This is a genomic window from Nitratireductor sp. WH36-1 (genome assembly GCF_058725515.1).
The window spans coordinates 3935496-3956998 of record NZ_CM178970.1; the positions used below are offsets into that span (position 1 = coordinate 3935496).

At 63.4% G+C, this 21503-nt stretch carries 19 protein-coding genes; 6 read left to right on the forward strand and 13 right to left on the reverse strand.

Annotated features, from left to right (window positions below; genetic code table 11):
- The first annotated feature begins 1 nt into the window (after position 1).
- Together budC and AC4PTT_RS18765 are read left to right on the forward strand one after the other, a co-directional pair.
- The gene (gene budC, locus AC4PTT_RS18760) at positions 2-775 is read left to right on the forward strand and encodes a meso-2,3-butanediol dehydrogenase (protein WP_492161857.1); all 774 of its coding nucleotides are present in this window, start codon (positions 2-4) and stop codon (positions 773-775) included.
- An 83-nt stretch (positions 776-858) separates the two neighbouring features.
- Positions 859-1230, forward strand: coding sequence for a hypothetical protein (locus tag AC4PTT_RS18765; protein WP_283800318.1), 372 nt, complete (start codon positions 859-861; stop codon positions 1228-1230).
- Positions 1231-1237: 7 nt separating this feature from the next.
- On the opposite strand, the gene AC4PTT_RS18770 is transcribed toward AC4PTT_RS18765, so the two are convergent.
- The 8 genes from AC4PTT_RS18770 to AC4PTT_RS18805 form a co-directional block, all read right to left on the reverse strand.
- On the reverse strand, positions 1238-1777 hold the full coding sequence (locus tag AC4PTT_RS18770) for a P-loop NTPase family protein (RefSeq protein ID WP_297561296.1): 540 nt from the start codon (positions 1775-1777) through the stop codon (positions 1238-1240).
- A gap of 90 nt (positions 1778-1867) precedes the next feature.
- Positions 1868-3199, reverse strand: coding sequence for a histidinol dehydrogenase (gene hisD, locus AC4PTT_RS18775; RefSeq protein WP_113156135.1), 1332 nt, complete (start codon positions 3197-3199; stop codon positions 1868-1870).
- 129 nt (positions 3200-3328) lie between these two features.
- Positions 3329-3784 (reverse strand): GNAT family N-acetyltransferase, encoded by a 456-nt coding sequence (locus tag AC4PTT_RS18780; RefSeq protein ID WP_475080255.1) that lies wholly within the window; start codon positions 3782-3784, stop codon positions 3329-3331.
- Positions 3777-4706, reverse strand: coding sequence for an ABC transporter ATP-binding protein (locus AC4PTT_RS18785; RefSeq protein WP_492161858.1), 930 nt, complete (start codon positions 4704-4706; stop codon positions 3777-3779). The genes AC4PTT_RS18780 and AC4PTT_RS18785 overlap by 8 nt, the downstream gene beginning before the upstream one ends.
- A complete protein-coding gene (locus tag AC4PTT_RS18790; RefSeq protein ID WP_206994380.1) occupies positions 4703-5512 on the reverse strand; it encodes an ABC transporter ATP-binding protein in 810 nt (269 codons plus the stop codon). The genes AC4PTT_RS18785 and AC4PTT_RS18790 overlap by 4 nt, the downstream gene beginning before the upstream one ends.
- A complete protein-coding gene (locus AC4PTT_RS18795) occupies positions 5509-6417 on the reverse strand; it encodes an ABC transporter permease (protein WP_065817299.1) in 909 nt (302 codons plus the stop codon). The genes AC4PTT_RS18790 and AC4PTT_RS18795 overlap by 4 nt, the downstream gene beginning before the upstream one ends.
- Positions 6417-7394, reverse strand: coding sequence for an ABC transporter permease (locus AC4PTT_RS18800; protein WP_113153898.1), 978 nt, complete (start codon positions 7392-7394; stop codon positions 6417-6419). The genes AC4PTT_RS18795 and AC4PTT_RS18800 overlap by 1 nt, the downstream gene beginning before the upstream one ends.
- Positions 7395-7558: 164 nt before the next feature.
- Positions 7559-9217: an ABC transporter substrate-binding protein gene (locus tag AC4PTT_RS18805; protein WP_206553539.1), complete on the reverse strand. Its 1659-nt coding sequence runs from the start codon at positions 9215-9217 to the stop codon at positions 7559-7561.
- A 264-nt stretch (positions 9218-9481) separates the two neighbouring features.
- On the opposite strand from AC4PTT_RS18805, the gene AC4PTT_RS18810 reads away from it, so the two are divergent.
- Positions 9482-12841, forward strand: a complete 3360-nt coding sequence (locus AC4PTT_RS18810; RefSeq protein ID WP_492161859.1) for an ATP-binding protein — start codon at positions 9482-9484, stop codon at positions 12839-12841.
- A 41-nt stretch (positions 12842-12882) separates the two neighbouring features.
- Positions 12883-14814, forward strand: a complete 1932-nt coding sequence (locus AC4PTT_RS18815) for a beta-N-acetylhexosaminidase (RefSeq protein WP_492161860.1) — start codon at positions 12883-12885, stop codon at positions 14812-14814.
- Between the two features lie 52 nt (positions 14815-14866).
- Here the strand turns inward: AC4PTT_RS18815 and AC4PTT_RS18820 are convergent, their stop codons facing one another.
- The 5 genes from AC4PTT_RS18820 to AC4PTT_RS18840 are packed head-to-tail and all read right to left on the reverse strand — an operon-like array spanning position 14867 to position 18895.
- Positions 14867-15367: a GAF domain-containing protein gene (locus AC4PTT_RS18820; protein ID WP_113153894.1), complete on the reverse strand. Its 501-nt coding sequence runs from the start codon at positions 15365-15367 to the stop codon at positions 14867-14869.
- A gap of 12 nt (positions 15368-15379) precedes the next feature.
- Positions 15380-16132: an ABC transporter ATP-binding protein gene (locus AC4PTT_RS18825; protein WP_206544414.1), complete on the reverse strand. Its 753-nt coding sequence runs from the start codon at positions 16130-16132 to the stop codon at positions 15380-15382.
- On the reverse strand, positions 16129-16974 hold the full coding sequence (locus tag AC4PTT_RS18830) for an ABC transporter ATP-binding protein (RefSeq protein ID WP_206553536.1): 846 nt from the start codon (positions 16972-16974) through the stop codon (positions 16129-16131). Before AC4PTT_RS18830 ends, AC4PTT_RS18825 begins: the two co-directional genes overlap by 4 nt.
- Positions 16971-17867, reverse strand: a complete 897-nt coding sequence (locus tag AC4PTT_RS18835; RefSeq protein WP_065817307.1) for an ABC transporter permease — start codon at positions 17865-17867, stop codon at positions 16971-16973. Before AC4PTT_RS18835 ends, AC4PTT_RS18830 begins: the two co-directional genes overlap by 4 nt.
- Positions 17864-18895 carry an ABC transporter permease gene (locus tag AC4PTT_RS18840; RefSeq protein ID WP_224873387.1) on the reverse strand — a complete coding sequence of 344 codons (1032 nt, stop codon included), beginning with the start codon at positions 18893-18895 and terminating at the stop codon, positions 17864-17866. The genes AC4PTT_RS18835 and AC4PTT_RS18840 overlap by 4 nt, the downstream gene beginning before the upstream one ends.
- Positions 18896-19173: 278 nt before the next feature.
- Here AC4PTT_RS18840 and AC4PTT_RS18845 point away from each other — a divergent pair, with 278 nt between their 5' ends.
- Both AC4PTT_RS18845 and AC4PTT_RS18850 read left to right on the forward strand, forming a co-directional pair.
- Positions 19174-19863, forward strand: a complete 690-nt coding sequence (locus AC4PTT_RS18845) for a helix-turn-helix domain-containing protein (RefSeq protein WP_206544413.1) — start codon at positions 19174-19176, stop codon at positions 19861-19863.
- A gap of 20 nt (positions 19864-19883) precedes the next feature.
- Positions 19884-21470: an ABC transporter substrate-binding protein gene (locus AC4PTT_RS18850; protein WP_206544412.1), complete on the forward strand. Its 1587-nt coding sequence runs from the start codon at positions 19884-19886 to the stop codon at positions 21468-21470.
- Positions 21471-21503: the final 33 nt, after the last annotated feature.

Consider the following 21503-nt stretch of genomic DNA (forward strand, 5'->3'; position numbering starts at 1 on the left):
CATGTCCGAGAACAAAGTTGCCATCGTCACCGGTGGCGGAACCGGCCTTGGCCGCGCCATTGCGATACGTCTTGCCGAAGACGGCTTCTCGGTCGTCGTCAACGGCCGCGAACAGTCCAACCTTGATGAGATGGTCGCAAAGCTCGGCCCGGAACGGGCCATGGCCGTCGCTGCGGATATCTCCGTGAAGGCGGAAGCAGAACGCCTGATCGCCGAAACCGTGACGCGCTTCGGGCGCATCGACGTTCTCGTCAACAATGCCGGCGTGGCCAATCCGGGCACGGTGGACACGCTGAGCGACGACGATTTCGAAGCCATGCTGGCCATCAATGTCAGCGGCCTGCGTCACGTCTCTCTTGCCGCCCTTCCCGCCCTGCGCCGGTCGGGAGGCAACATCGTCAACATGTCGTCCGTTTCGGGCATGCGCGCCGACTGGGGCATGTATGGCTACAACGCCTCGAAGGGTGCCGTGACGCTGATGACGCAGGGCATGGCGCTGGAACTCGGGCCGGAAGGCGTGCGCGTCAACGCAGTGGCCCCTGCTACGGCTAACACGCGCCTGGTCAACGGCCTGAAAGGCAAGCGCGGCGCGCTGGAGGCCTTTGCGGATCGCATCCCCATGGGCCGGATCGTCGAGCCCTTCGAGGTCGCAAACGCGGTGGCCTTTCTCGCCAGCGATCAGGCAAGCTTCATCACCGGCGTCATTCTGCCGGTCGATGGCGGCCTGACCGCATCGAACGGCCAGCCCAACTTTCTCACCCTGATGGCCTCCTGATCCTGCCGCCGGTGAAAGACAATAAACCTGCCCCCGCGTCTTTCACCGGCGCTTATCCTTCGCCCCGGAACCGGACCCACGCAATGTCTGAACGCTTTCTGCGCAACACGCTGTTCTTCACGTTTTTCTACAATCTCATGGGCTTCGCCACATTCATGTTCCCCGCACAGTTCGGCGGCATGGCGGCGCTGCCCACGGATGTGCCCTTCCTGTATTCAGGCTTCATCGCGACGAACATTCTGCTATTTGCCCTTGTCGGCCTTTGGCAGGCCCGCGCGACGACGCTTCACACACCCGTGCTTGTGATCTTCGGTGTGAGCAAGATCGTGTTCTTCGGCCTCATGACAGCCGCCTGGTCTCTTGGTGAAGTCGCATTTGCCGGTGTCGCCATGAGCGCGGTGGATCTGGCGATGGGCGTCATCTTCCTGCTGGGCGCAAAACGGTTCGCTGCGTGAAGCATGCCTAGCGCGGTGCCGGTAGATCCCAGTTCCGGTAAAGCGCATTGAGCGCACCCGCCGTGTGGCACTCGACGGCGGGCAGACCGGAGCCGCGCACGACCTCGGCATATTTGGCGTCGCTGTTGCGGGTCTTCACGAGGATCCAGTGGATCATCGCCCACTTCACGCTGTCCTGCGCGCCTTCCAGATGTCCCGCGCGATCAGACCGGTTGGCGAGCGTGCGTCTGAAATAGCGCGCAATGCGCAGCCACGGGCTGGACGTGACCAGAATGACGCCGGTTGCCCGCGCCAGACGCTGCGGCATCAGGCGCGAGTAATTGCCTTCCATCACCCAGCCATCTTCAAGAATGGCCGCATCGTGCAGTGCCGCGAACTCGGCCTCCGGTCGCGGCTGCCAGTCGGTGTTTGGCAGGTGCTGCAACTGATCGAGATGAACCGGCGGCACGCCAAGTTTTTCGGAAAGGGCGACGGCCAGCGTCGACTTGCCCGCATTGGACGGACCGAGGATCGCTATGCGCTCTCCAAGCGAAGACAGGGGCAGCATGTGGGACACCCATTGGCCGCGAGGCAAGGAAGCGCGATGAGCGAAGGACGCACCGGAACCCGGCGCGCCCGTCATTCTTCCCGCACTTGCCTACTCGCCTTTTTCGACGTGGTTGTTGCGCAGCCGCGTAACGGCGTTGCCGTGCGCATCGAAGCCCTCATAACGGGCAAAGCGCAGCGTATGAGGCGCAAACTCGGCATAGCCCTGTGCGGTCACGTGACCGATGGACGAGGTCTTCATGAAGTCGTGCACGCCGAGCGGCGAATGCGCCCGCGCCATGCCCGACGTCGGCAGGACCGCGTTCGGCCCCATCGCGTAATTGGCCATGGACCCCGCCGCATATTCGCCCAGCAGGATTTCCGACGCATTGCGCACGTGCGACAGATATTCGAACGGCGTCTTGGACAGGATCTGAAGGTGCTCCGGCGCGTAATCGTTGACGAAGGCGAACGCCTCTTCCGGCGTGTCCGCCAGAACGATGCCACCGCTTGTGCCGCCCAGAACATCGGAGGAGTAGCGCACGCGCTCGGCGCTCATCTCCGCCCAGTATTTCGGCAGCGCATCGCGCACCTTTTCTGCAACCTCGCGCGACCAGGTGACGAAGAAGTTGGAGCTGTCGCTGCCGTGTTCGGCCTCGACCAGCAGGTCGAGCGCCGCGATCTCGGGATCGGCGCTCTCATCGGCAAGCACGATGCTCTCGGTCGGGCCGGCGGGAAGCCGCGAGGCGATCTGCCCCTGAAGCAGCCGCTTGGCAGCGGCGATCCACGGGCTGCCGGGGCCTTCGAACTTGGCGCAGCGCGGCACCGTGTCCGTGCCGAATGCGGCAGCGGCAACGGCCTGACCGCCACCGGCCTTGTAGACATGCTTCACGCCGGCAATGCGCGCGGCAACCAGCGTCGCCGCATCCACCTTGCCGTCCGGTCCGGGCGGGGTGAGCACGATGGGCATCGGCACGCCGGCCACCACGGCCGGGATCGCCGTCATGAGCGTCATGGAGGGGAAGGTGCCCTTGCCGCGCGGCGAATAGAGCGCAACGCTGTCAATGGGCGTGGCGCGCTCGCCCACCAGAACGCCGGGGCGGATTTCCTTCATCCACATTTCCTGCGGGCGCTGCGCCTCGTGGAAACGGCGAATGTTGTCGGCGCAGAATTCCAGCGTCTCGATCATCTCCGGATCAAGCGTCTTGAACGCGGCGTCGAAATCCTCTTCCGTCGCAGCGATCGCGTCCGGCTCGACCTGGGCCTTGTCGAACATGCGCGCGAAGCGGGCCAGCGCCACATCGCCTTCCTTGCGCACCGCCTCGATGATGGGCGCGACATTCTCCAGAAAATGGGTGAGATCGTCTTCCGTTCGTGTGAGGAGCGTCTTGCGCTCTTCAGCAGACAGTTTCGACAGTTCGTGCCAGGCAACGCGGTTCGACATTTTCACCCACCAGTTCAAAGGATGCGTTTCGGCGCCACGTATAAATCATTTTCGGGCGAGGCATAGGGTCAGGACCAATCAAATCGGCAAGATTGACCGGCCACGACCTCATGCCGCAGCGCCAACCGCTCAGCGCAGCATGTCGCCATAGATGCCGGGGGTGGAATCGGGAATCTCGATTGCGCCGCACTGGCTCTTGTAGAATTCGATCGGCCCGGCGCTGCCGATCACGCCATAGACATAGCCCGCATCGCGCATAGCCTGGAGCGTGGCCATGAGCAGCGCCGCCCCGACGCCGCGCCCGCGCGCGGCCTCGTCAACGCCGGTCGGACCGAAGAAGCCCTTCGCCGTGGCGTCGTAACAGGCAAAGCCCAGAAGCTCTCCGTCTTCCACCGCGACCAGAACATTGGCCGGCTGCGCCGCCATGGCCACGGCGCACTCGCTGGCCCAGTTGCGGCTGAAATGCTTCTCGGCGAAATCGCACACGACATGCATTTCCGGCCCGATGGCGCGACGAATGACAATGCCCTCGGCCACTGGTTTGGCCGGCGGGAGCTTGTAGAGGGGCACGAGCATATCAGTCATGGTCTGCATCCGAATAGGCAACGAAATGGTCTGGCGCAACTTCACGATAACCCGAGATGGGACGCGCCGCGCGTGACCGCACGGCCTCCGCCTGCCGCGTAAAGGCAAGCCCGTCGCCATCGGCGTCGTCGAAACGCTTCGCCGGATCGGGCACAGCGGAAATGAGAAGGCGCGAATAGGGATGGCGCGGATTGCGGATGACCGCATCGGACGGGCCACGCTCCATCACCTGCCCGGCATACATCACCGCCGTTTCCTCGGCGATGTAGTGAGCGGTCGCGATATCGTGCGTGATGTAGAGGAAGGCAATGTTGCGCTCTTCCTTCAAGCGCCGCATCAGGTCGAGCACCGATTTGCGGATCGACACATCGAGCATGGAGGTGGGCTCGTCGGCAACGATCAGCTCCGCGCCCACCGCAAGCGCACGGGCAAAGCTGACACGCTGGCGCTGGCCACCGGAGAGCTGGTGCGGGAACTTCTCAAGCGTGGTGTCGGGATCAAGCTCCACATCGGCCAGCGTCTGGCGAAGCCGCGCTTCGAGATCCGCCGTCCCACCATGCAGCCGCAACGGGCGTTCGAGATGGTGACGGATCGTGTGGGTGGGGTTGAGCGAGGAGAACGGGTCCTGAAACACCATCTGCACCGCGCGCAGATAGGCGCGGTCGCCGCTGCGGGTGCGGTTTTCGAAAATGTTCTCGCCGCGAAACCGGACCGTGCCGGCGCTCGGCTCGAAATGGCGGATCACGGCGCGCCCGCAGGTGCTCTTGCCCGACCCGCTTTCGCCGACCAGCGCCAGCGCCTTGCCGGGCTCGATGGAGAAGGTGACATTGCGCAGCGCATCCACGCGGCGCACCGCACCCAGAACCGGGCGCACATGGAAGGTCTTTGAGACGCCTTCAAGCGACAGAAGCGGGGCGGTCATGCGGCTGCTCCCTCAATGCGCGGCATGGCTGCCCAGAGCTTGCGCGTATATTCGTGCTGCGGATCGGCCACCAGGCTGCGCGCCTCGCCCTGCTCGACGATGCGCCCTTCCAGCATGATCGCGATGCGGTCGGCGAACTGCGCCATCAACGCCAGATCATGCGTAATGAAAAGCACCGAGAAGCCGAGCGTTTTGCGCAGCGCCACGATCTCCTGCAGGATCTCGCGCTGCACCACCACATCGAGCGCGGTGGTGGGCTCATCCATGACCACGAGGCGCGGCTTGAGCGTCAGCGCCATGGCGAGCACCACCCGCTGGCGCATGCCGCCGGAAAGCTGGTGCGGGAATGAATCGAGCCGGTCTTCGGGGATGCCCACCATGGCCAGCATTTCACCGGCCTTCACGCGGGCCGCGTCGCGCCCCATCTTCTCGTGACGGGCGAGCATGTCGCGGAACTGCTCGAACACCGTCAGCACCGGGTTGAGCGAGTTCATCGCGCTCTGGAACACCATGGACGCCCCACTCCACCGCCAGGCCTCGAGCCGGCGGCGCGAAAAGGCGAGAACATCCTCACCCTCGAACAGGATCTTGCCATCGCTGATGAAGGCCGGCGGCCGGTGGAGCCGCATGATCGAGAAGGCGATGGTGCTCTTGCCACACCCGCTTTCGCCGGCAAGCCCGAGGATCTCGTTCTGCCCGATGTCGAGCGAGACATTGCGCACGGCGCGGAACGTGCCATTCGGCGTCAGGTAGTCGACGCACAGATTCTGCACCGAAAGAAGTGGCGTTGCGGTCTCCATGCTCATGCCTCCTTCTCCGCAAGACGCGCGCGGTCGAGCTTCTTCTGCAGCTTCATGGCCTTGCCGATGGCGCCCAGCGTGCGCAGCCGCGGATTGGAAATCTCGTCGACGCCGAAATTGAGCAGCGACAGGCCCACGCCGATGATGACGATGGCGACGCAGGGTGCGGCCATCTCCCACCATGCGCCCACGGTAATCGCCGAGGCGTTCTTGGCGTTGTAGAGCATCGTGCCCCACGAGACGGAGAGCGGATCGCCGAGCCCGAGGAACTCCAGCGTGGCCTGGGTGATGATGGTGAAGATCACGCTGCCGATGAAGTTGAAACCGATGATCGACAGGAGGTTCGGCAGCATTTCCACCAGGATCATGCGCCAGACCGGCTCGCCGATCAGTTGGGAAGCCTGAATGAACTCGCGGTTCTTCAGCGTCATGGCCTGTGCGCGTGTCACGCGCGCACCCCACGCCCATGATGTCAGGCCGATGATGATGGCGATGGAGAGCGGCCCCACTTGCCCGAGAAACGCCGCCAGCACCAGAAGCAGCGGCAATTGAGGCAGCACCAGCACCACATTGGTTGCGAAGTTGAGCGTCTCGTCCGTCGCGCCGCCATAATAGGCGGCGGTCAGGCCCACCACGGTGCCGATCAGCGTGACGATGAGCCCGGCCAGAATGCCGACCATGAGCGAGGTGCGCGTGCCCCACACGAGCTGGGTGTAGACATCGCGGCCCATGCGGGTGGTGCCCATCACATATTCCGCGCTCGGCGGCTGATGCGGACGGCTCACACGCTTGTTGGGATCGTGGTCGGTGATGAGCGGCGCGGCCAGCGCCACCACCACGTAGAAAACGACGATGAAGACGCCAAAGGCTGCCTTGCGGTTGCGCACGAAGATCTTCAGGAGATTGAGCATCACGCCCTCCTCAAGCGCGGGTCGAGCGCCACATAGGCGATGTCGACAGCAAAGTTTGCGCTCAGCATGGCGAGCGTCATGATGAGAAGCTGGCCCTGAATGAGCGGGAAATCGCGGGCGATCACCCCCATGTAGAGCAGGTTTCCAAGTCCCGGATAGTTGAACACCACCTCGGTGATGAGCGAGCCGCCAAACACCGAGCCAAGGCTGATCGCAAAGGCGGTGATGGACGGCAGGAAGGCGTTGCGCGCCGCATAATTGTAGCGCACGCGGGCATCCGAAAGCCCCTTCGCCTCCGCCAGATGCACGTAATCCTCGCCGAGCTGGCCGATCATGTTGTTGCGCATGGTGATGAGGTAGCCGCCCACCAGAACGATGCTGAGCGACAGGACCGGCATCAGCGCGTGAAAGAACACGGAGGACAGGAACGGCCCGCTGAGCGACGGCTCAAGCGAAGGGTCGAATGCATAGCCGGCCGGCAGCCAGTTGAGCGAGACGGAGAAGAGGAACATCGCCGTGATCGCGATCACCACCGGCGGAATGGACTGCAGCGCCAGCGCCAGCGGAGACATGAAACTGTCGAACCCGCTGCCACGCCGCCACGCGGCGCGAATGCCGAACAGCGTGCCGAGCGCATAGGCCAGAAGCGTCGCCGTTCCAGTGAGGAACAGGGTCCACGGCAGCGCGCGGGCAAGCAGGTCGAACACCGGCGTCGGATAGTATTTGACGGAAAGGCCGAAATCCCAGGTGAAGATCGAGCCCAGATATTTGAGATATTGCAGATACAAGGGTTCGTTGATGAAGCCGAATGTCTCCATCAGCGCCTCGCGCGCCTCGGGCGGAATGGTGCCCTGGGCCTGGGCCAGCATGACGTCTGCCGGATTGCCCGGCATCAGCCGCGGTATGAGGAAATTGAATGTGGCCGCCACCAGAAAGGCAACGAGATAGAACGCCAGCCGGCGCAGAATGAAGCGCATGGTGTCCCCCTGCTCTGTACGCCGTCAGACGGCCCGAAGGCCACGGCGTCTTTTCTGAAGGCGGGGCGAAGGCCCCGCGTCAGCTCCCGGTTTCCCCTCCGTGGAACCCTTCTCCCCGCGAACGGGGAGAAGGGGGGGAGGATGCAGTCAGATCGAGGATTGGATCAATCTTCGACCGGACGCAGGGAGAGCAGGTGAAGGAGACGCTCCGGCGTCTCGTCGTGAACGACGGGCTTGGCCTGAGGGTTCTCGGCGCTGAAGAAGCCCGTGAAGCGCTTGGTGTTGTACTGGTACCAGAGCGGGTTGTTGAACACGGCGATGAACGGCATGTCACGACCGACTTCCATCTGGATGTCGTTCATGATCGCGCGCTGCTTCTCCGCATCAACGGTCTGGAAGAAGGAGTCCAGCAGGCCGTCGAGTTCTTCATTGTAGTAACGCGTCGCGCCGAAGCGGGTCTTGCCCTGGTTCTGCGAATGCAGGCCCAGATCATACTGGTAATGCGGCGTGACACCGGTGAAGTAGGCGTTCATGGCCATGTCGTAATTGCCGTTGATCAGGCTTTCCGACCAGACCGCATGCTCGGGCGTGGCCACCTGGGCCTCGATGCCGATCGCCGTCAGACCTTCCACCGCCAGCTGCACCGTGTTGATCCAGTCAGTCCAGCCATTCGGCACGATGATGTTGAACGAGATCTTCTTGCCGCTCGGCGTTTCCAGATTGCCGTCACCATCGGTGTCCTTGTAGCCCGCTTCGGCCAGAAGCGCCTTTGCGCCTTCGACATCATAGCGGGTGAACTTGCCATACTCGGCATCCACTTCCGGGTTGTTCCAGGAGTGGTAGGCCTGGCCGAGACCGGACGGATACTGGTTGATGGTCGGGTAGCCGTAACCGGCAATGTCGACCATGGCTTCACGGTCAAGCGACATGGAAACGGCGCGACGGAAATCCACGTCGCTGAACGCTTCGCGGTTGCCTTCGTTCTTGGATTCCATGTTCACGTTGAACATGACGAGCGAACCGGCCGGGAACCAGTATTTGTGGTTCTCGGGGTCCTTGCCGACAAAGGTCTTTTCGATGTCTGGCAGGAACGAGCCCATCCAGTCCAGTTCGCCACGGGCGGCAGCCGCCAGCGCCTGATCGTTTGTGGCGATCTGCGGGAAGCGCATGCAGTCGACCTTGAGGGTCTCCGCATCCCAGTATTTTTCATTGCGGCACTGGATGTATTCCTGCGGCGTGAAGCGGCGGATCTCCGTCAGCGGGCCGGTGCCGACCGGGTTCGGGTTGGTGAAGGTCACCGGGTCTTCGACGCTTGACCAGACATGCTCGGGCACGACCGCCAGACGGACGATGGAGTAGATCGCGCCGGAATTGGCATCGCTCAGCTGGAAGCGGACGGTCTTGTCGTCCACAGCCTCGACCGTATCGACGAGCTTGCCATGACCATAGATGTCGAGCGGCTTGTTCTCCTTCACCAGATTGAGGCTGAACACCACGTCATCAGCCGTGAAGGGCTCGCCATCGGACCAGGTCACGCCGTCCCGCAGGGTGACGGTCAGCGTCTTAAGATCTTCGGAGAATTCATAACCCGTCGCCAGCCGATAATTCGGCTCACCGCCTTTCAGGGTATTGAAGATGATCAGCGGCTCGTAGATGAAGTCGTTGACCGAAGGCAGTCGCGAGGACTGGTTGAAGGGATTGTAGTTTTCAATCCACGCCGTGCGCTGGATCGGCAGGGCCGTGAGAACGGATTCAGCCGCGGCCGCTTGCATCTGCAGAATACCGGCGGCAAGGACCAGCCCGGCCGTCAACGAATGTTTCATGCTTTCCTCCCTCAAGAGTCCGGGCGGACCGTCCGCCCTCTTCTACTGCTCCGCCAAAGGCTCCACCCTGGCGCGACACGCGCCGGCAAGAACAGTCCAGTCATTCTGGTAGATAGGACCAATCTAATGCCACCGTCTATTTCGTAAATTTCGTCAGTTTCGTTGCATTCGCCTTCGGGCGTGGCTCGCGGTCTTGGCGGAGCCTTCGGCTTTCGCTAGCGTATTCATTGAAAGGCGTGCTTTTTGCCGTCTCGGGAGGATTACATGAATTGGCGCAGGATTTTACCGGCCGGTTTCCAGGCGCGGCTCTTATTGGTCTTGCTTGCGGTATCGATCGTGCCGCTGGCGATCAGCGCTGCCGCCTTCTACTCCCTCGTCAACGCAAACATTGCACGCGAAACCTTCGAGAAGATCGCCTTTGCGCGCGATGCCAAGACCAGTGAACTGACACAATATGTGTCTTTCGCCAAGCGGCAGGCCGAAAGCCTCGCCCAGACCAATATAGCGCGCTACTCGATTGGCGATTTTTACGGTTTCAGCTACGCCATGAGCCAGATGGCGCCCGATGAGGAGCAGGCGGCGGAAGAGCTGCGCAGCCTGTTCGAGGTCGGGCCGAACGAGCCGGCGCGGGCCGAAGCGCCCAGCCATGACCGGCTCCTGCGCGAAGCCCTCGCCTACGCCAATGCGCACAGCCAGTTTCACGAAGAATATCTGACCTTTGTTGAAAGCTCCGAGTTCGACAATGTCTATCTCGTCAATGCGCGCGGGCGGGTCGTCTATTCCGTTTTCAAGGACGATTATCTGGGCAGCCTCCTGACCAAAGGCGATTCAACGCTTTCCAGGGCGCTGATGGAGCTGCGCTCCGCGCCCGACGACCGGCACATCGTGTTTTACGATTTTGCGCGCGATCCGCGCACCGGCGAATTCGCCGCCTATTTCGCTGTTCGCGTGAGCCTTTATCAACGCGCCAGCGGCGCGGCCATTCTGCGCCTGCCCGCCAGCAAGCTTGCCGCCCTTCTGGGTGGGCATGAAGGCGTCAACGGCACGCTCAGCCTCATCTCGTCGCGCGGCGCCGTCATCGCCTCTTCGGCCCCTGCCCTCAAGACCGGCGTGAGCGCCAGCGTGCCGGAGGAGATGGAAGCGAAAAGCGGTGTGACGATGCTCGAAACGGGACTGCTTGGCGCACCCGTCCTTTCGGCATGGACGCATCTTCTCCTGCCCGACGCCACCTGGCTCTTCGCCGTCGATGCAGACGCCGCATCGGCCTTCGCGGCGAGCACCAGACTGCGCAACCTCATCCTGGCGCTGGCGGCACTCGCGCTGCCGCTGATCCTGCTTCTGTCCTACTATCTCGCCCGCTCGCAGACCCGCCCCCTGAAATCCGTCACCGATGCGGCAGAGGCCGTGGCCGATGGCGCGCTGGACATGAGCCTGCCGAAATTCGACAAGCCGACGGAATTCGCGAGGCTCTCCCATTCCGTCGCCCGCATGCGCGATGCGCTGCGCGATCAGCTTCAGCTCATCAGCCAGAAGAACCGCGAACTGGAAGTGCATATCCGCGAGATCGGCGAGAAGAATGCGGAGCTGGAACAGGCCGACCGCATGAAGGACCAGTTCCTCGCAAACACCTCGCATGAGCTGAGAACACCGCTCAACGGCATTATCGGCATCTCCGAAACACTGGCTGCGGGTGCGGCCGGCGACATCGCACCGACACAACGCAACCAGCTTCAGCTCATCACCTTCTCGGCCCGCCGCCTGTCGCGCCTCGTGGACGATTTGCTCGACCTCTACCGCATCCGGCAGGGCCGCATGCGGCTCGACATTCAGGGCGTGGATGTGGCCACCAGCGTGCGCCAGGTTCTGCTCCTGTCAGAGCCGCTGCTTTCCGGCGAGCCGGTGAGCCTCAGGGTGGACATTCCCGATGTGACGCCGCCGGTGATCGCCGACCCGGTGCGCTTTGAGCAGATCCTCTACAATCTCATCGGCAACGCCATCAAATATGTCGATGACGGACACATCCACGTCACCGCATGGCATGAGGGTGAAGGCGACAGCGCGACGGTTTCCGTCGCCGTGGAAGACACCGGACGCGGCATCTCGCCCGAGAATCTGGAACGCATCTTCCAGCCGCTCGAACAGGCAAAATCCGGCGACGTCACGCAGAAGAAGAGCGGGACCGGCCTCGGCCTCGCCATCGCGCGCAATCTGGCGGCCCTGCTCGGCGGCACGCTGACCGCGACCAGCGAACCGGGCAAGGGCTCGCGCTTCGTGTTGCAGCTTCCCGCCGCCAGCGCCGATGCGGCAGAACAGGCGCGCGGGAAATATCCCGGCGGCCTGCACCAGACCATCAATGCGCTCGATGCCTTCGAAACCTCCGTCTCCGAGCGCGGCGACGCCAATGCGCAGACCATCGTGGTGGTGGATGACGAGCCGATCAATTTACAGGTTCTGCGCAACGTGCTCCTGCCGCAGGGCTATCGCGTCATCTGCGCCGACAATGGCCGCGACGGCATCGAGGCCGTTCTGGAACACAAGCCCGACCTTCTCATCCTCGACGTGATGATGGACGATCTCTCGGGCCTCGAAGTGGCGCGCAGGCTGCGCCGCCAGTTCTCGCTGATCGACCTGCCCATCATCATGGTGACGGCGCGCAGCCGCACGCGCGACATGATCGCCGGTTTCGAGGCGGGTGCGAACGACTATGTGGTGAAGCCCTTCGTCAAGGATGAGCTTCTGACGCGCATCTCCACCCTGATCGACGCCTCGCGCGCCCGCAGCCGTGCGGAGGAAAATCAGGAACTGCGCGACGAGGTGGATCGCCGCATCCAGGTCGAAGACGCATTGCGCCTGTCGCAGCGCCGCATGGCGCGCCTGCTCGACGCGCTGGAAGCCGGTCTTGTCTGCGTCAACGACAAGACGATCATCACCTATGCCAACCGGGCTGCGGAGACGATCTTCAGTCGCCCGCTCGACCGCGCCACGCCCCTGTCTCTCCTGCTGCCGTCGGACATGGCCGCGCTGCTCGACAGCCAGTGCCGGGTGGACGGCGAAAGCAGCGCCACGCTGCATCTGGGCGGACGCGAGTTCACCATCAATGCGTTCGAGCTGGAGCCCGAGGCGGGCGCGGGCATGGCGCTCGTTCTGAGCGACGCCTCGCTGGAGGCCGAGAACCTGCTCGTTTCGGTGCGTGGAGCCATCGACAGCGCGCTGCCGGTAATGGCCGGCGAAGCGCAGGCCGAGCCGGGCCCGGCATCGGATGAAGCCTATCGCGCCCTCATCGTGCAGGTGATGACGGGCAGCCTCAACCTGTGGCGCGACGTGACCGGCAAGGAGCGGATCGAATTTGCCGAGGAGAGCGGCATCTGGCGCGTCAGCCTCGACAAGACATCGCTGCAGACCCGCACGCTCGACAAATATCTGCTGATCGAGACGCTGCCGCTCAACCCGCGCTGGCGCGATGTGGTGCGCTCGGCCGAGTTCACCCTTGCCCGCGCGGAGGCTGCCGACCGGCAGGCCGAAGCGCAGAAACTCGCCGCCGATCTCGCGCGCCTGCGTGAGCATCTGCGGATCGCCAACTCACCCCGGCAGCGGCAGGACCAGCCCACCGCCGCCGATCTCTGAAATCCATCAATCCACGCATTCTTTTTTCGGGAGGAACACCGATGCCGAACAGCCATGCCTGCCGCCTGCTGACCAATTGGGACGCAGAGCGCCGCGTGATCGAGCTGAAGCTCGAAATGACCGAAGGCGCGCCCATCAGCGGCGCGCAGCTCGCCACCACCTCGCTCTTCCGCATTCATCCCGATTGCGAGATCGAGGGGGCGACGCTTGCCGACCAGCTTTCCAACTACCACGTGTTCCTCCAGCCGAGCGGCGCAGTGCTTGCGCCGGGCGAAAGCTGGGTCATTCGGGCAGACCGGCTGAGCCATGTGCTGCGCCACTACACCTATGGCCCCAAGAGCGCGCATCTCATCCTGAAAGACGGAACCACCTGCCCCGTGGACGTCGAACCAATGACGCTGAATGGCGTTCCCGGCGAGCCGAATTGGGAAAAACTCGAGCCGACCGCGCTGCCGGAAGGGGCGGCCCCCATCTCCGTCATTCCCGCACCGCTGGACGTACGGGTGGATGGCCGGCGTGACACGGCTGCACCCTTCGTGCTCGCAGCCGGGGCCACGCCGGATGCGCAGAAAGCATTCTCGGTGATCAGCGCGCTTGCAGGCCGCCTCTTCGCCGGTGAGGCCCCGCTCTTCGGCCACGACGGCGGACATGCGGTGACGACGACGGCCGATCCCGATCTGGGCGATGGCGCCTATGCGATCACTTTCAACGCGGAAGACATCGCGCTCAGCGCCGGTGATGAAAACGGCTTCCGCCACGGCCTCATCACGCTGGGACAGATGCTGCGCGGTGCACGGCTTCGCCCGGACGAGTTCACCCTGCCGGCCAGCGGCGCGATCAACGACAGGCCGCGTTTCGGCTGGCGCGGCGCGCATCTCGATGTCGCCCGCCAGTTCTATCCGATGCAGGACCTCAACGACTTCCTCGACTGCCTCGCCTGGAACAAGCTGAACCACTTCCACATCCACCTGAACGATGACGAGGCGTGGCGTCTTGAAATTCCGGGCTGGCCCGCGCTGACAGAGCGCACCGCGTTTCGCGGCGGCAACGAAATCCTGCCGCCGCTTCTGGGCACGCCGGCAGAGCGTTCCGGCGGTTTCTACACCGGCGACGACATGCGCGCGCTGGTCGCCCATGGCGCGGGGCTCGGCATCGAGATCATTCCCGAGATCGACATTCCCGGCCATTGCTACTGCGTGCTGCGCGCGCTGCCCCAGCTCTGCGATCCGGGTGAGAACCGCATCTACTATCGCTCGGTGCAGTATTTCCCGAACAACGCGCTCAACCCCGCGGTCGACGCCACCTGGACCTTCCTCGGCGATGTGTTCGACACGCTGGTGGACATCTTCCCGGCACGCTACATCCACGCCGGCGCGGACGAAGTGGCCGAGGGCGCATGGCTGGAATCCCCGCTCGCCCGCGCGTTGGGTGAAAAACTGTTCGGCAAGGTCGAGACCTTCTCGCTGCAGTCCTATTTCCTGAAACGCGTGCAGGAGATGCTGCGCGAGCGCGGTCGCGATATCGCAGTCTGGGAAGAGGGCGCGCTTGGCGGCGGGCTCGATGTGGACGGCGCGCTGCTTGTCGCATGGAAGGAATCGAAGAGCGGCCGTGCTCTGGCCGAACAGGGCTATCAGGTCGTGCTGGCCCCTGCCGAGCATTACTATCTCGACATTGCCCGTTCGACGGAATGGTGGGAACCCGGCGCAAGCTGGGCCGGAACCGTGACGCTGCGCGACGCCTATGACTATGAGCCGGGCGGCGACTGGCCGGATGCACTGAAAGATCAGCTCGCCGGTGTGCAGACGTGCCTCTGGTCGGAGAACCTGGCGACGCCCGGCCTCTTCGCACATCTGGTCTATCCGCGCATCTCCGCCATGGCCGAGACGGCGTGGTCGGCAAGTGAGCGCAAGGACTTTGACCGGTTCCGGGCGATCCAGGATCTGATGCCCGTTTCACACCGCACGGTGTCGTAAAGAAATTCCGCCCTCATGGTCCGACAGGCTGACCATGAGGGCGGAAACAGGGTCAGCCCTGCAGCTGGCGGCTGGCGAGATACGCAGCCTTCGCCGGCACCGAGAGCCAGGCCTTTGCAAGCGCCACGCGCTCGGGCGTGTAGTGATGCTCGACATCGAGGATGTTGACGGTGCCGACCAGCGTATCGCCCAGCACCACCGGCAGGTTGATGACCGAACCGCAGCCGAGTTCACCGATCAGCGTGGCGTCGGGGAACACGGTGTCGATGTCGGCCAGCGTGTTGGCGACAAAGCATTCGCGCTTCTTGTGCACCGTCTCGAACCAGCGGTCATAATGGATCGGCTTGGTGCCGGACACCGGATATTCTTCCGGATGCGAAGTGTAGGAACGGCTTGCCGTTTCCGTCTTCATGTCTGCCGTCATGAAGGTGAACAGCTTCGTGCCGACCACGGCACGCGTCAGCTCCAGCAGCGCATCGAAGGGTGCATCCGGGGTCGTGGCGAGTGAAAGCGCACGGTCGAATTCGGCCAGCGGGCCGGTGTAGTCGGTCATTTTCAGTCTCTGTTATGCGGGTTGGAGCGTGCCGCCACTGGCGGCGTAGAGTTCGCGCGAATAGGGATCGGAAAGCCGACCCGTCTTCAACGCATCCACCTCTGCGATCTCGACAACACGGCCATGACGCATGACCGCCATCCGGTCGCAGAGGAAGGAGACCACGGGCAGATTGTGGGTCACCATCAGATAGGTGAGCCCCTGCTCGCGGCGAAGCTTCTTCAGGAGGTTGAGGATTTCCGCCTGCACCGACACGTCGAGCGCCGAGGTGGGCTCGTCGAGCAGCATCACACGCGGCTCCAGCATCAGCGCACGGGCAATCGCCACGCGCTGCCGCTGGCCGCCCGAAAGCTGGTGCGGGAAGCGGAAACGGAAACGCTGGTCGAGACCGACCGCGTCGAGCATGTCCTTCACGCGCGTGTCGCGTCCGCCGATGCCGTGCACGGCAAGCGGCTCGGCCAGGCAGTCATCCACCGTCTTGCGCGGGTGCAGCGATCCGTACGGATCCTGAAACACCATCTGGCAGACTTTTGCGAACGCGCGGTCCGGCGCATGGCCGCGCGGCTTTCCAAGCACGGAGATCTTGCCGGTCCAGTCGGGCGCAAGCCCGCTGATCGCCTTCAGGATGGTCGACTTGCCGGAACCCGACTCGCCCACCAGCGCGAAGCTCTCGCCCTCGGACACCGAGAAATTGACATCGAACACCACCGGCGTCTTGCCGTAGCTGATCGACAGGTTTTCGAGATGAATTGCGGCGTTCTTCATGTGCCCGCTCCCGTGGTCCAGGTGCTGCGGTCGAGAACCGGCAGTTCGTCGCGGTCCTCGTTCATGCGCGGCATGGCCGCAAGAAGCCCCCTCGTATAGGGGTGCGTCGCCTTGTGCAGATCGCTGGCCTTGCACGATTCAACGATCTCGCCGCTGTTCATCACGAGGATGCGGTCGCAATAGCGCGAGACGAGGTTCAGATCGTGGCTGATGAGGATCAGCCCCATGCCCTTGCCGGTCACGAGATCGTCGATGATGTCGAGCACCTGCGCCTGCACCGAAACGTCGAGCGCCGAAGTCGGCTCGTCGGCGATCAGAAGGTCGGGCTCTGGGATGAGCATCATGGCGATCATGACGCGCTGGCCCATGCCGCCCGAAACCTCGTGCGGATAGAGGTTCGCCACCCGCTCCGGCTCGTTGATGCGCACGGCTTCCAGCATGGCAAGCACCCGCGCCTTCAGCTCGCTGCGCGGCAGCTTCTTGTGGGTGAGCAGCGCCTCGCCAATCTGCTCGCCGATGGTCATCACCGGGTTCAGCGAGAACTTCGGGTCCTGCATCACCATGGAGATGCGCGCGCCGCGAAGCTCGCGCATCTGCCGTTCGCTCTGCGACAGAAGGTCGATGCCGTCGAAGGTCATCCGGTCCGCCGTCACGCGGCCCGGCTTGCGGATGAGCCGCAGGATCGACCGGCCCGTCATCGACTTGCCGGAACCGGATTCGCCGACGATGCCCAGGCGCTCGCGGCCAAGCGAGAAGGAAATGCCCTTCACCACGTCGACCGGTCCCCTGGACGTCGGGAAGGTGACGGTCAGGTTTTCGATTTCAAGCAGCGGTGCGCTCATTGCTTTTCTCCCTGCTTGGGATCGAGCACGTCACGCAGACCGTCACCCAGGAAGCAGAAGCCGAGGCTGACGAGAATGATCGCAAAGCCCGGCATGGTGGCGACCCACCACTGATCGAGGATGAAGTTGCGCCCGCGCGAGATCATCGCGCCCCATTCGGGAAGCGGCGGCTGCGCGCCGAGGCCGAGGAAGCCGAGGCCGGCGGCGGTGAGGATGATGCCCGCCATGTCGAGCGTCACGCGCACAATGGTCGATGACGCGCAGAGCGGCAGCACGTGACGCAGGATGACCCGCGTCGCAGAAGCGCCCTGCAGCCTGACCGCCGAGATGAATTCCGAATCCCGGAAGGTGATCGTCTCTGCGCGTGCGATGCGCGCATAGACCGGCCATGCGGTGATGGCGATTGCGATGATGGCGTTTTCGATGCCCGGTCCAAGCGCCGCCACGAAGGCAAGCGCGAGAATGAGCTTCGGCATCGACAGGAAGATATCGGTCACGCCCATCAGGACGCGGTCGACCCAGCCGCCGAAATAGCCGGACACCGCACCGACCACGAGGCCGATGGGAGCGGCGATGACGGCCACCATGGTGACGATCAAGAGCGTGATGCGCGCACCGTAGACGACGCGCGAATAGATATCGCGGCCAAGCTCATCCGTGCCCATCCAGTGTTCGGCGGAGGGCGGCATGAGGCGGTTTGCGAGATCCTGCCCAACGGGGGAGTAGGGCGCAATCAGCGGTGCGAAGATCGCCATGACGACCAGCACCAGCACGATCAGCGCGCCGACAACGGCGAGCGGATTGCGTAACAGTGCGGTCCAGACGCGCCATGCGCGGCCCATATTGGCCTGCAGGCGCGAAGTCGGGGAATCGTCGAGAAGCCAGTCAATCATCGGCGTGCCCTCGGGTCGAGGATGCGGTAAAGCACATCGGAAATCTTGTTGATCATGATGAAGACGGCGCCAATCACCAGCGTCGCGCCGAGAACGGCGTTCATGTCGGCGGTCAGAAGCGCGGTCGTAAGATAGTTGCCGATGCCCGGCCAGGAGAACACGGTCTCGATCATCACCGAACCTTCCAGCAGCGCTGCATAGGACAGGCCGATCACGGTGATGAGCTGGATGCGGATCGGATAGAACGCATGCCGCCAGATGACGCGGCGCTCGGACACGCCTTTAACCCGCGCGGTCGTCACATATTCCTGCCCGAGCTGGTCGAGCATGAAGGAGCGCGTCATGCGGGCAATATAGGCCAGCGAGAAGAAGCCGAGGATCGACGCCGGCAGCATCAGATGGTCGAGCGCGTTCCAGAAGATATCCCACTCACCGGCGATCACGCTGTCGACCAGATAGAGCCCGGTCACGGGATCGAGCAGGCCGTCATAGAAGATATCGACGCGGCCCGGACCGGCAACCCAGCCAAGCCCCGCATAGAATATCGCCAGACCGACAAGGCCGAGCCAGAAGGCCGGCACCGAATAGCCGAGCAGGCCGAGCACGCGGATCACCTGGTCGATCCAGCTGCCCTGATGCGTGGCGGCGACAACGCCCATGGGCACGCCCAGCACGACGCCGATGATGATGCCGATGGTGGCCATTTCCAGCGTCGCGGGGAAGACGCGCGCCAGATCGTCGACCACCGGACGCCCGGTGGAGATCGACATGCCGAGATCGCCCGTCAGAACGTCGCCCACATAGGCGAAGAACTGCACGATGAGCGGCCGGTCGAGCCCCATGGCCTGACGCGCCGCCTCATAGACTTCCTGTGTCGCCCGGTCGCCAACGACCGAGAGCACTGGATCGATCGGCACGACACGACCGATGAAGAAGGTGATGGCCAGAAGGCCGAGAAAAGTGCCGGCGACGACGACGGCGAAACGCAGGACGCTCGCAACGCCTTCCCAGGCACGGCCGGCCAGCATGCTCAAACGCGCGCTGGCAGCCCCTGTGGATGGTTCAAATGCCATGGCTTGTTTGCTCTCTGGCCGCTGTTTTTGTTGATGGACGCCCCAAACGCGCCTCCTGTCCCTTGGCTGGCCGGCAGGCCTGCCGTGAGACAAACCAGACGCCAACGTCTTGTTTTCATGCAACTTTGGGGCGCTCAAGCTCGTCCCGCGCCCTGCCAAGTCAGTCAAAAAAGTGCTTGGATCATACAAAAAAATCTGATTACATCAAAAAAATTTTTGTGGGGGAAAAATCTTTGAGCAGCCCGACGGTCCGCGCCACACCCGAAGTCGACACCAGGATTGGTGTGCTTATTCGTGCACGCCGCCGCCAGCTCGGCCTCACGCTTCAGCAGCTTGGCAAGGCGGCCGGTCTTTCCGTTGGGTATCTGAGCCAGGTGGAGCGCGACAACGCCACGCCGACGCTCGGCTCGCTTGCCGGCATTGCCCGCGCGCTTGGCGTCGGCCTCGACTATTTCGTCTCCCAGCCCCGCGCCGAAGACGGCCTGACGCGGGCCGAAAGCCGCCCGCAGTTTTCCATCGCCGGATCGCCCATCGTCTATGAGCGGCTCGGGACCGAGTTTCCCGGCAGCCAGCTTTCTTCCTTCCTCCTCACCGTACCGCCCGGCTACGCCTCGGAGACGGTGAGCCATGAGGGCGAAGAGATGATCTACGTCCTCGAAGGCTCCATCACCCAGTATCTCGATGGCGAAGAGATGGAGATGAAGGCCGGCGACAGCCTGCATTACCGGGGCAACACCCCGCACGCCTGGAAGAACGGCACCGACAGTCCCGCACGCCTGTTGTGGACCGGCACGCTGACCGTGTTCGGCGCCAATGGCCAGGCGACCAACCGCATTGAACTGGTTTCTCCGGACAAGGGCAGCCCCAAAGGCTCCCGGTCGGGAACCGGTTCGTCAACCAGCAAGACCAAGAGCAATTCCTGATCCATAAGGAGGAGAAAACAATGAAGCTCTTCAAAACGGCGCTCCTTGCCGCCGCTCTCACCATGCCGCTGTCGCAGCATGTGCTCGCAGCCACGCCGGACAATGTTCTGGTCGTCGCGCAGAACATCGACGACATCGTCGCCATCGATCCGGCGCAGGCCTACGAGTTCTCGTCGGGCGAGCTGGTCACCAACATCTATGACCGTCTCGTGCAGTACGACGCCGAAGACCCGACGGTGCTCGCTCCGGGCCTCGCAGCCGAGTGGGAAGCCGATCCGGAAGCCAAGACGATCACCTTCACCATGCGCGACGGCGCGACCTTCCATTCGGGCAATCCGGTCCGCGCGGAAGACGTGGCGTTCTCGTTCGCCCGCGTCATCAAGCTGAACCTGACCCCGGCCTTCATTCTCACCCAGCTCGGCTGGACGCCGGAGAATGTCGACGCGATGGTCACCGCCGATGGCGACAAGGTCGTCGTGAAATATGAGGGCGACTTCTCCCCCGCCTTCGTGCTTAACGTTCTGGCCGCCCGCCCTGCCTCCGTCGTCGACGAAAAGACGGTCATGGAGCATGAAGAAAACGGCGACATGGGCAACAAGTGGCTCAACGCGAACTCCGCCGGTTCCGGCCCGTTCAAGCTGACCGCCTACCGCCCGGGCGAGCTGGTGCGCATGGGCGCCAACGCCGACTACTTCAAGGGTGCGCCGAAGGTCGAGAACGTCATCATCCGTCACGTGGCCGAAGCAGCGACCCAGCAGCTTCTCCTGCAGTCGGGCGACGTGGACATGGCCCGCAACCTGACGCCGGACCAGATCAACGGCATCAAGGCCGACAACATCAAGGTCGAGACCTACCCGCAGGCCGCCGTGCACTTCGTGTCCTTCAACCAGAAGACCGAAGCACTGCAGCCGGAAGCCGTCTGGGAGGCCGCGCGCTACCTCGTGAACTATGAGGGCATGGCCGACAGCTTCCTCAAGGGACAGATGGAAATCCACCAGGCCTTCTGGCCGAAGGGCTTCCCCGGCTCCTATGACGAGACGCCCTACACCTACGATCCGGAAAAGGCGAAGCAGATTCTCGCCGACGCCGGCATTGAAACGCCGATCAAGGTCACGCTCGACGTCATCAACTCGACGCCGTTCACCGACATGGCGCAGTCGCTGCAGGCAAGCTTTGCGGAAGCCGGCATCAACTTCGACATCATCCCCGGCACGGGCTCGCAGGTCATCACCAAGTACCGTGAGCGCAGCCACGAGGCGATGCTGCTCTACTGGGGCCCGGACTTCATGGATCCGCACTCCAACGCGAAGGCCTTCGCCTATAACCGCGACAATTCCGACGACAATTACCAGGCCACCACCACATGGCGGAACGCCTGGGCCGTGCCGACGGAGATGAACGACAAGACCGCTGCCGCTCTGGCCGAATCCGACGCTGACAAGCGCAACGAGATGTATGTCGAGCTGCAGAAGGAAGTGCAGGCCAAGTCGCCGATCGTCATCATGTTCCAGGCTGCCTACCAGGTCGCCATGGACGAGAAGGTGAACGGCTACGTCAACGGCGCCACCTCCGACTTCGTCTACTACCGGCTCGTCACGAAAGACTGACGAACGCCGCACCAATCGAGGCCGCCCCGCCAG

What these genes read in the sequence shown, in the direction of transcription:
- budC (WP_492161857.1), top strand. Translation starts at nt 2, where the DNA reads ATGTCCGAGAACAAAGTTGCCATCGTCACCGGTGGCGGAACCGGCCTT.
- AC4PTT_RS18765 (WP_283800318.1), top strand. Translation starts at nt 859, where the DNA reads ATGTCTGAACGCTTTCTGCGCAACACGCTGTTCTTCACGTTTTTCTAC.
- AC4PTT_RS18770 (WP_297561296.1), bottom strand. Translation starts at nt 1,777, where the DNA reads ATGCTGCCCCTGTCTTCGCTTGGAGAGCGCATAGCGATCCTCGGTCCG.
- hisD (WP_113156135.1), bottom strand. Translation starts at nt 3,199, where the DNA reads ATGTCGAACCGCGTTGCCTGGCACGAACTGTCGAAACTGTCTGCTGAA.
- AC4PTT_RS18780 (WP_475080255.1), bottom strand. Translation starts at nt 3,784, where the DNA reads ATGACTGATATGCTCGTGCCCCTCTACAAGCTCCCGCCGGCCAAACCA.
- AC4PTT_RS18785 (WP_492161858.1), bottom strand. Translation starts at nt 4,706, where the DNA reads ATGACCGCCCCGCTTCTGTCGCTTGAAGGCGTCTCAAAGACCTTCCAT.
- AC4PTT_RS18790 (WP_206994380.1), bottom strand. Translation starts at nt 5,512, where the DNA reads ATGAGCATGGAGACCGCAACGCCACTTCTTTCGGTGCAGAATCTGTGC.
- AC4PTT_RS18795 (WP_065817299.1), bottom strand. Translation starts at nt 6,417, where the DNA reads ATGCTCAATCTCCTGAAGATCTTCGTGCGCAACCGCAAGGCAGCCTTT.
- AC4PTT_RS18800 (WP_113153898.1), bottom strand. Translation starts at nt 7,394, where the DNA reads ATGCGCTTCATTCTGCGCCGGCTGGCGTTCTATCTCGTTGCCTTTCTG.
- AC4PTT_RS18805 (WP_206553539.1), bottom strand. Translation starts at nt 9,217, where the DNA reads ATGAAACATTCGTTGACGGCCGGGCTGGTCCTTGCCGCCGGTATTCTG.
- AC4PTT_RS18810 (WP_492161859.1), top strand. Translation starts at nt 9,482, where the DNA reads ATGAATTGGCGCAGGATTTTACCGGCCGGTTTCCAGGCGCGGCTCTTA.
- AC4PTT_RS18815 (WP_492161860.1), top strand. Translation starts at nt 12,883, where the DNA reads ATGCCGAACAGCCATGCCTGCCGCCTGCTGACCAATTGGGACGCAGAG.
- AC4PTT_RS18820 (WP_113153894.1), bottom strand. Translation starts at nt 15,367, where the DNA reads ATGACCGACTACACCGGCCCGCTGGCCGAATTCGACCGTGCGCTTTCA.
- AC4PTT_RS18825 (WP_206544414.1), bottom strand. Translation starts at nt 16,132, where the DNA reads ATGAAGAACGCCGCAATTCATCTCGAAAACCTGTCGATCAGCTACGGC.
- AC4PTT_RS18830 (WP_206553536.1), bottom strand. Translation starts at nt 16,974, where the DNA reads ATGAGCGCACCGCTGCTTGAAATCGAAAACCTGACCGTCACCTTCCCG.
- AC4PTT_RS18835 (WP_065817307.1), bottom strand. Translation starts at nt 17,867, where the DNA reads ATGATTGACTGGCTTCTCGACGATTCCCCGACTTCGCGCCTGCAGGCC.
- AC4PTT_RS18840 (WP_224873387.1), bottom strand. Translation starts at nt 18,895, where the DNA reads ATGCTGGCCGGCCGTGCCTGGGAAGGCGTTGCGAGCGTCCTGCGTTTC.
- AC4PTT_RS18850 (WP_206544412.1), top strand. Translation starts at nt 19,884, where the DNA reads ATGAAGCTCTTCAAAACGGCGCTCCTTGCCGCCGCTCTCACCATGCCG.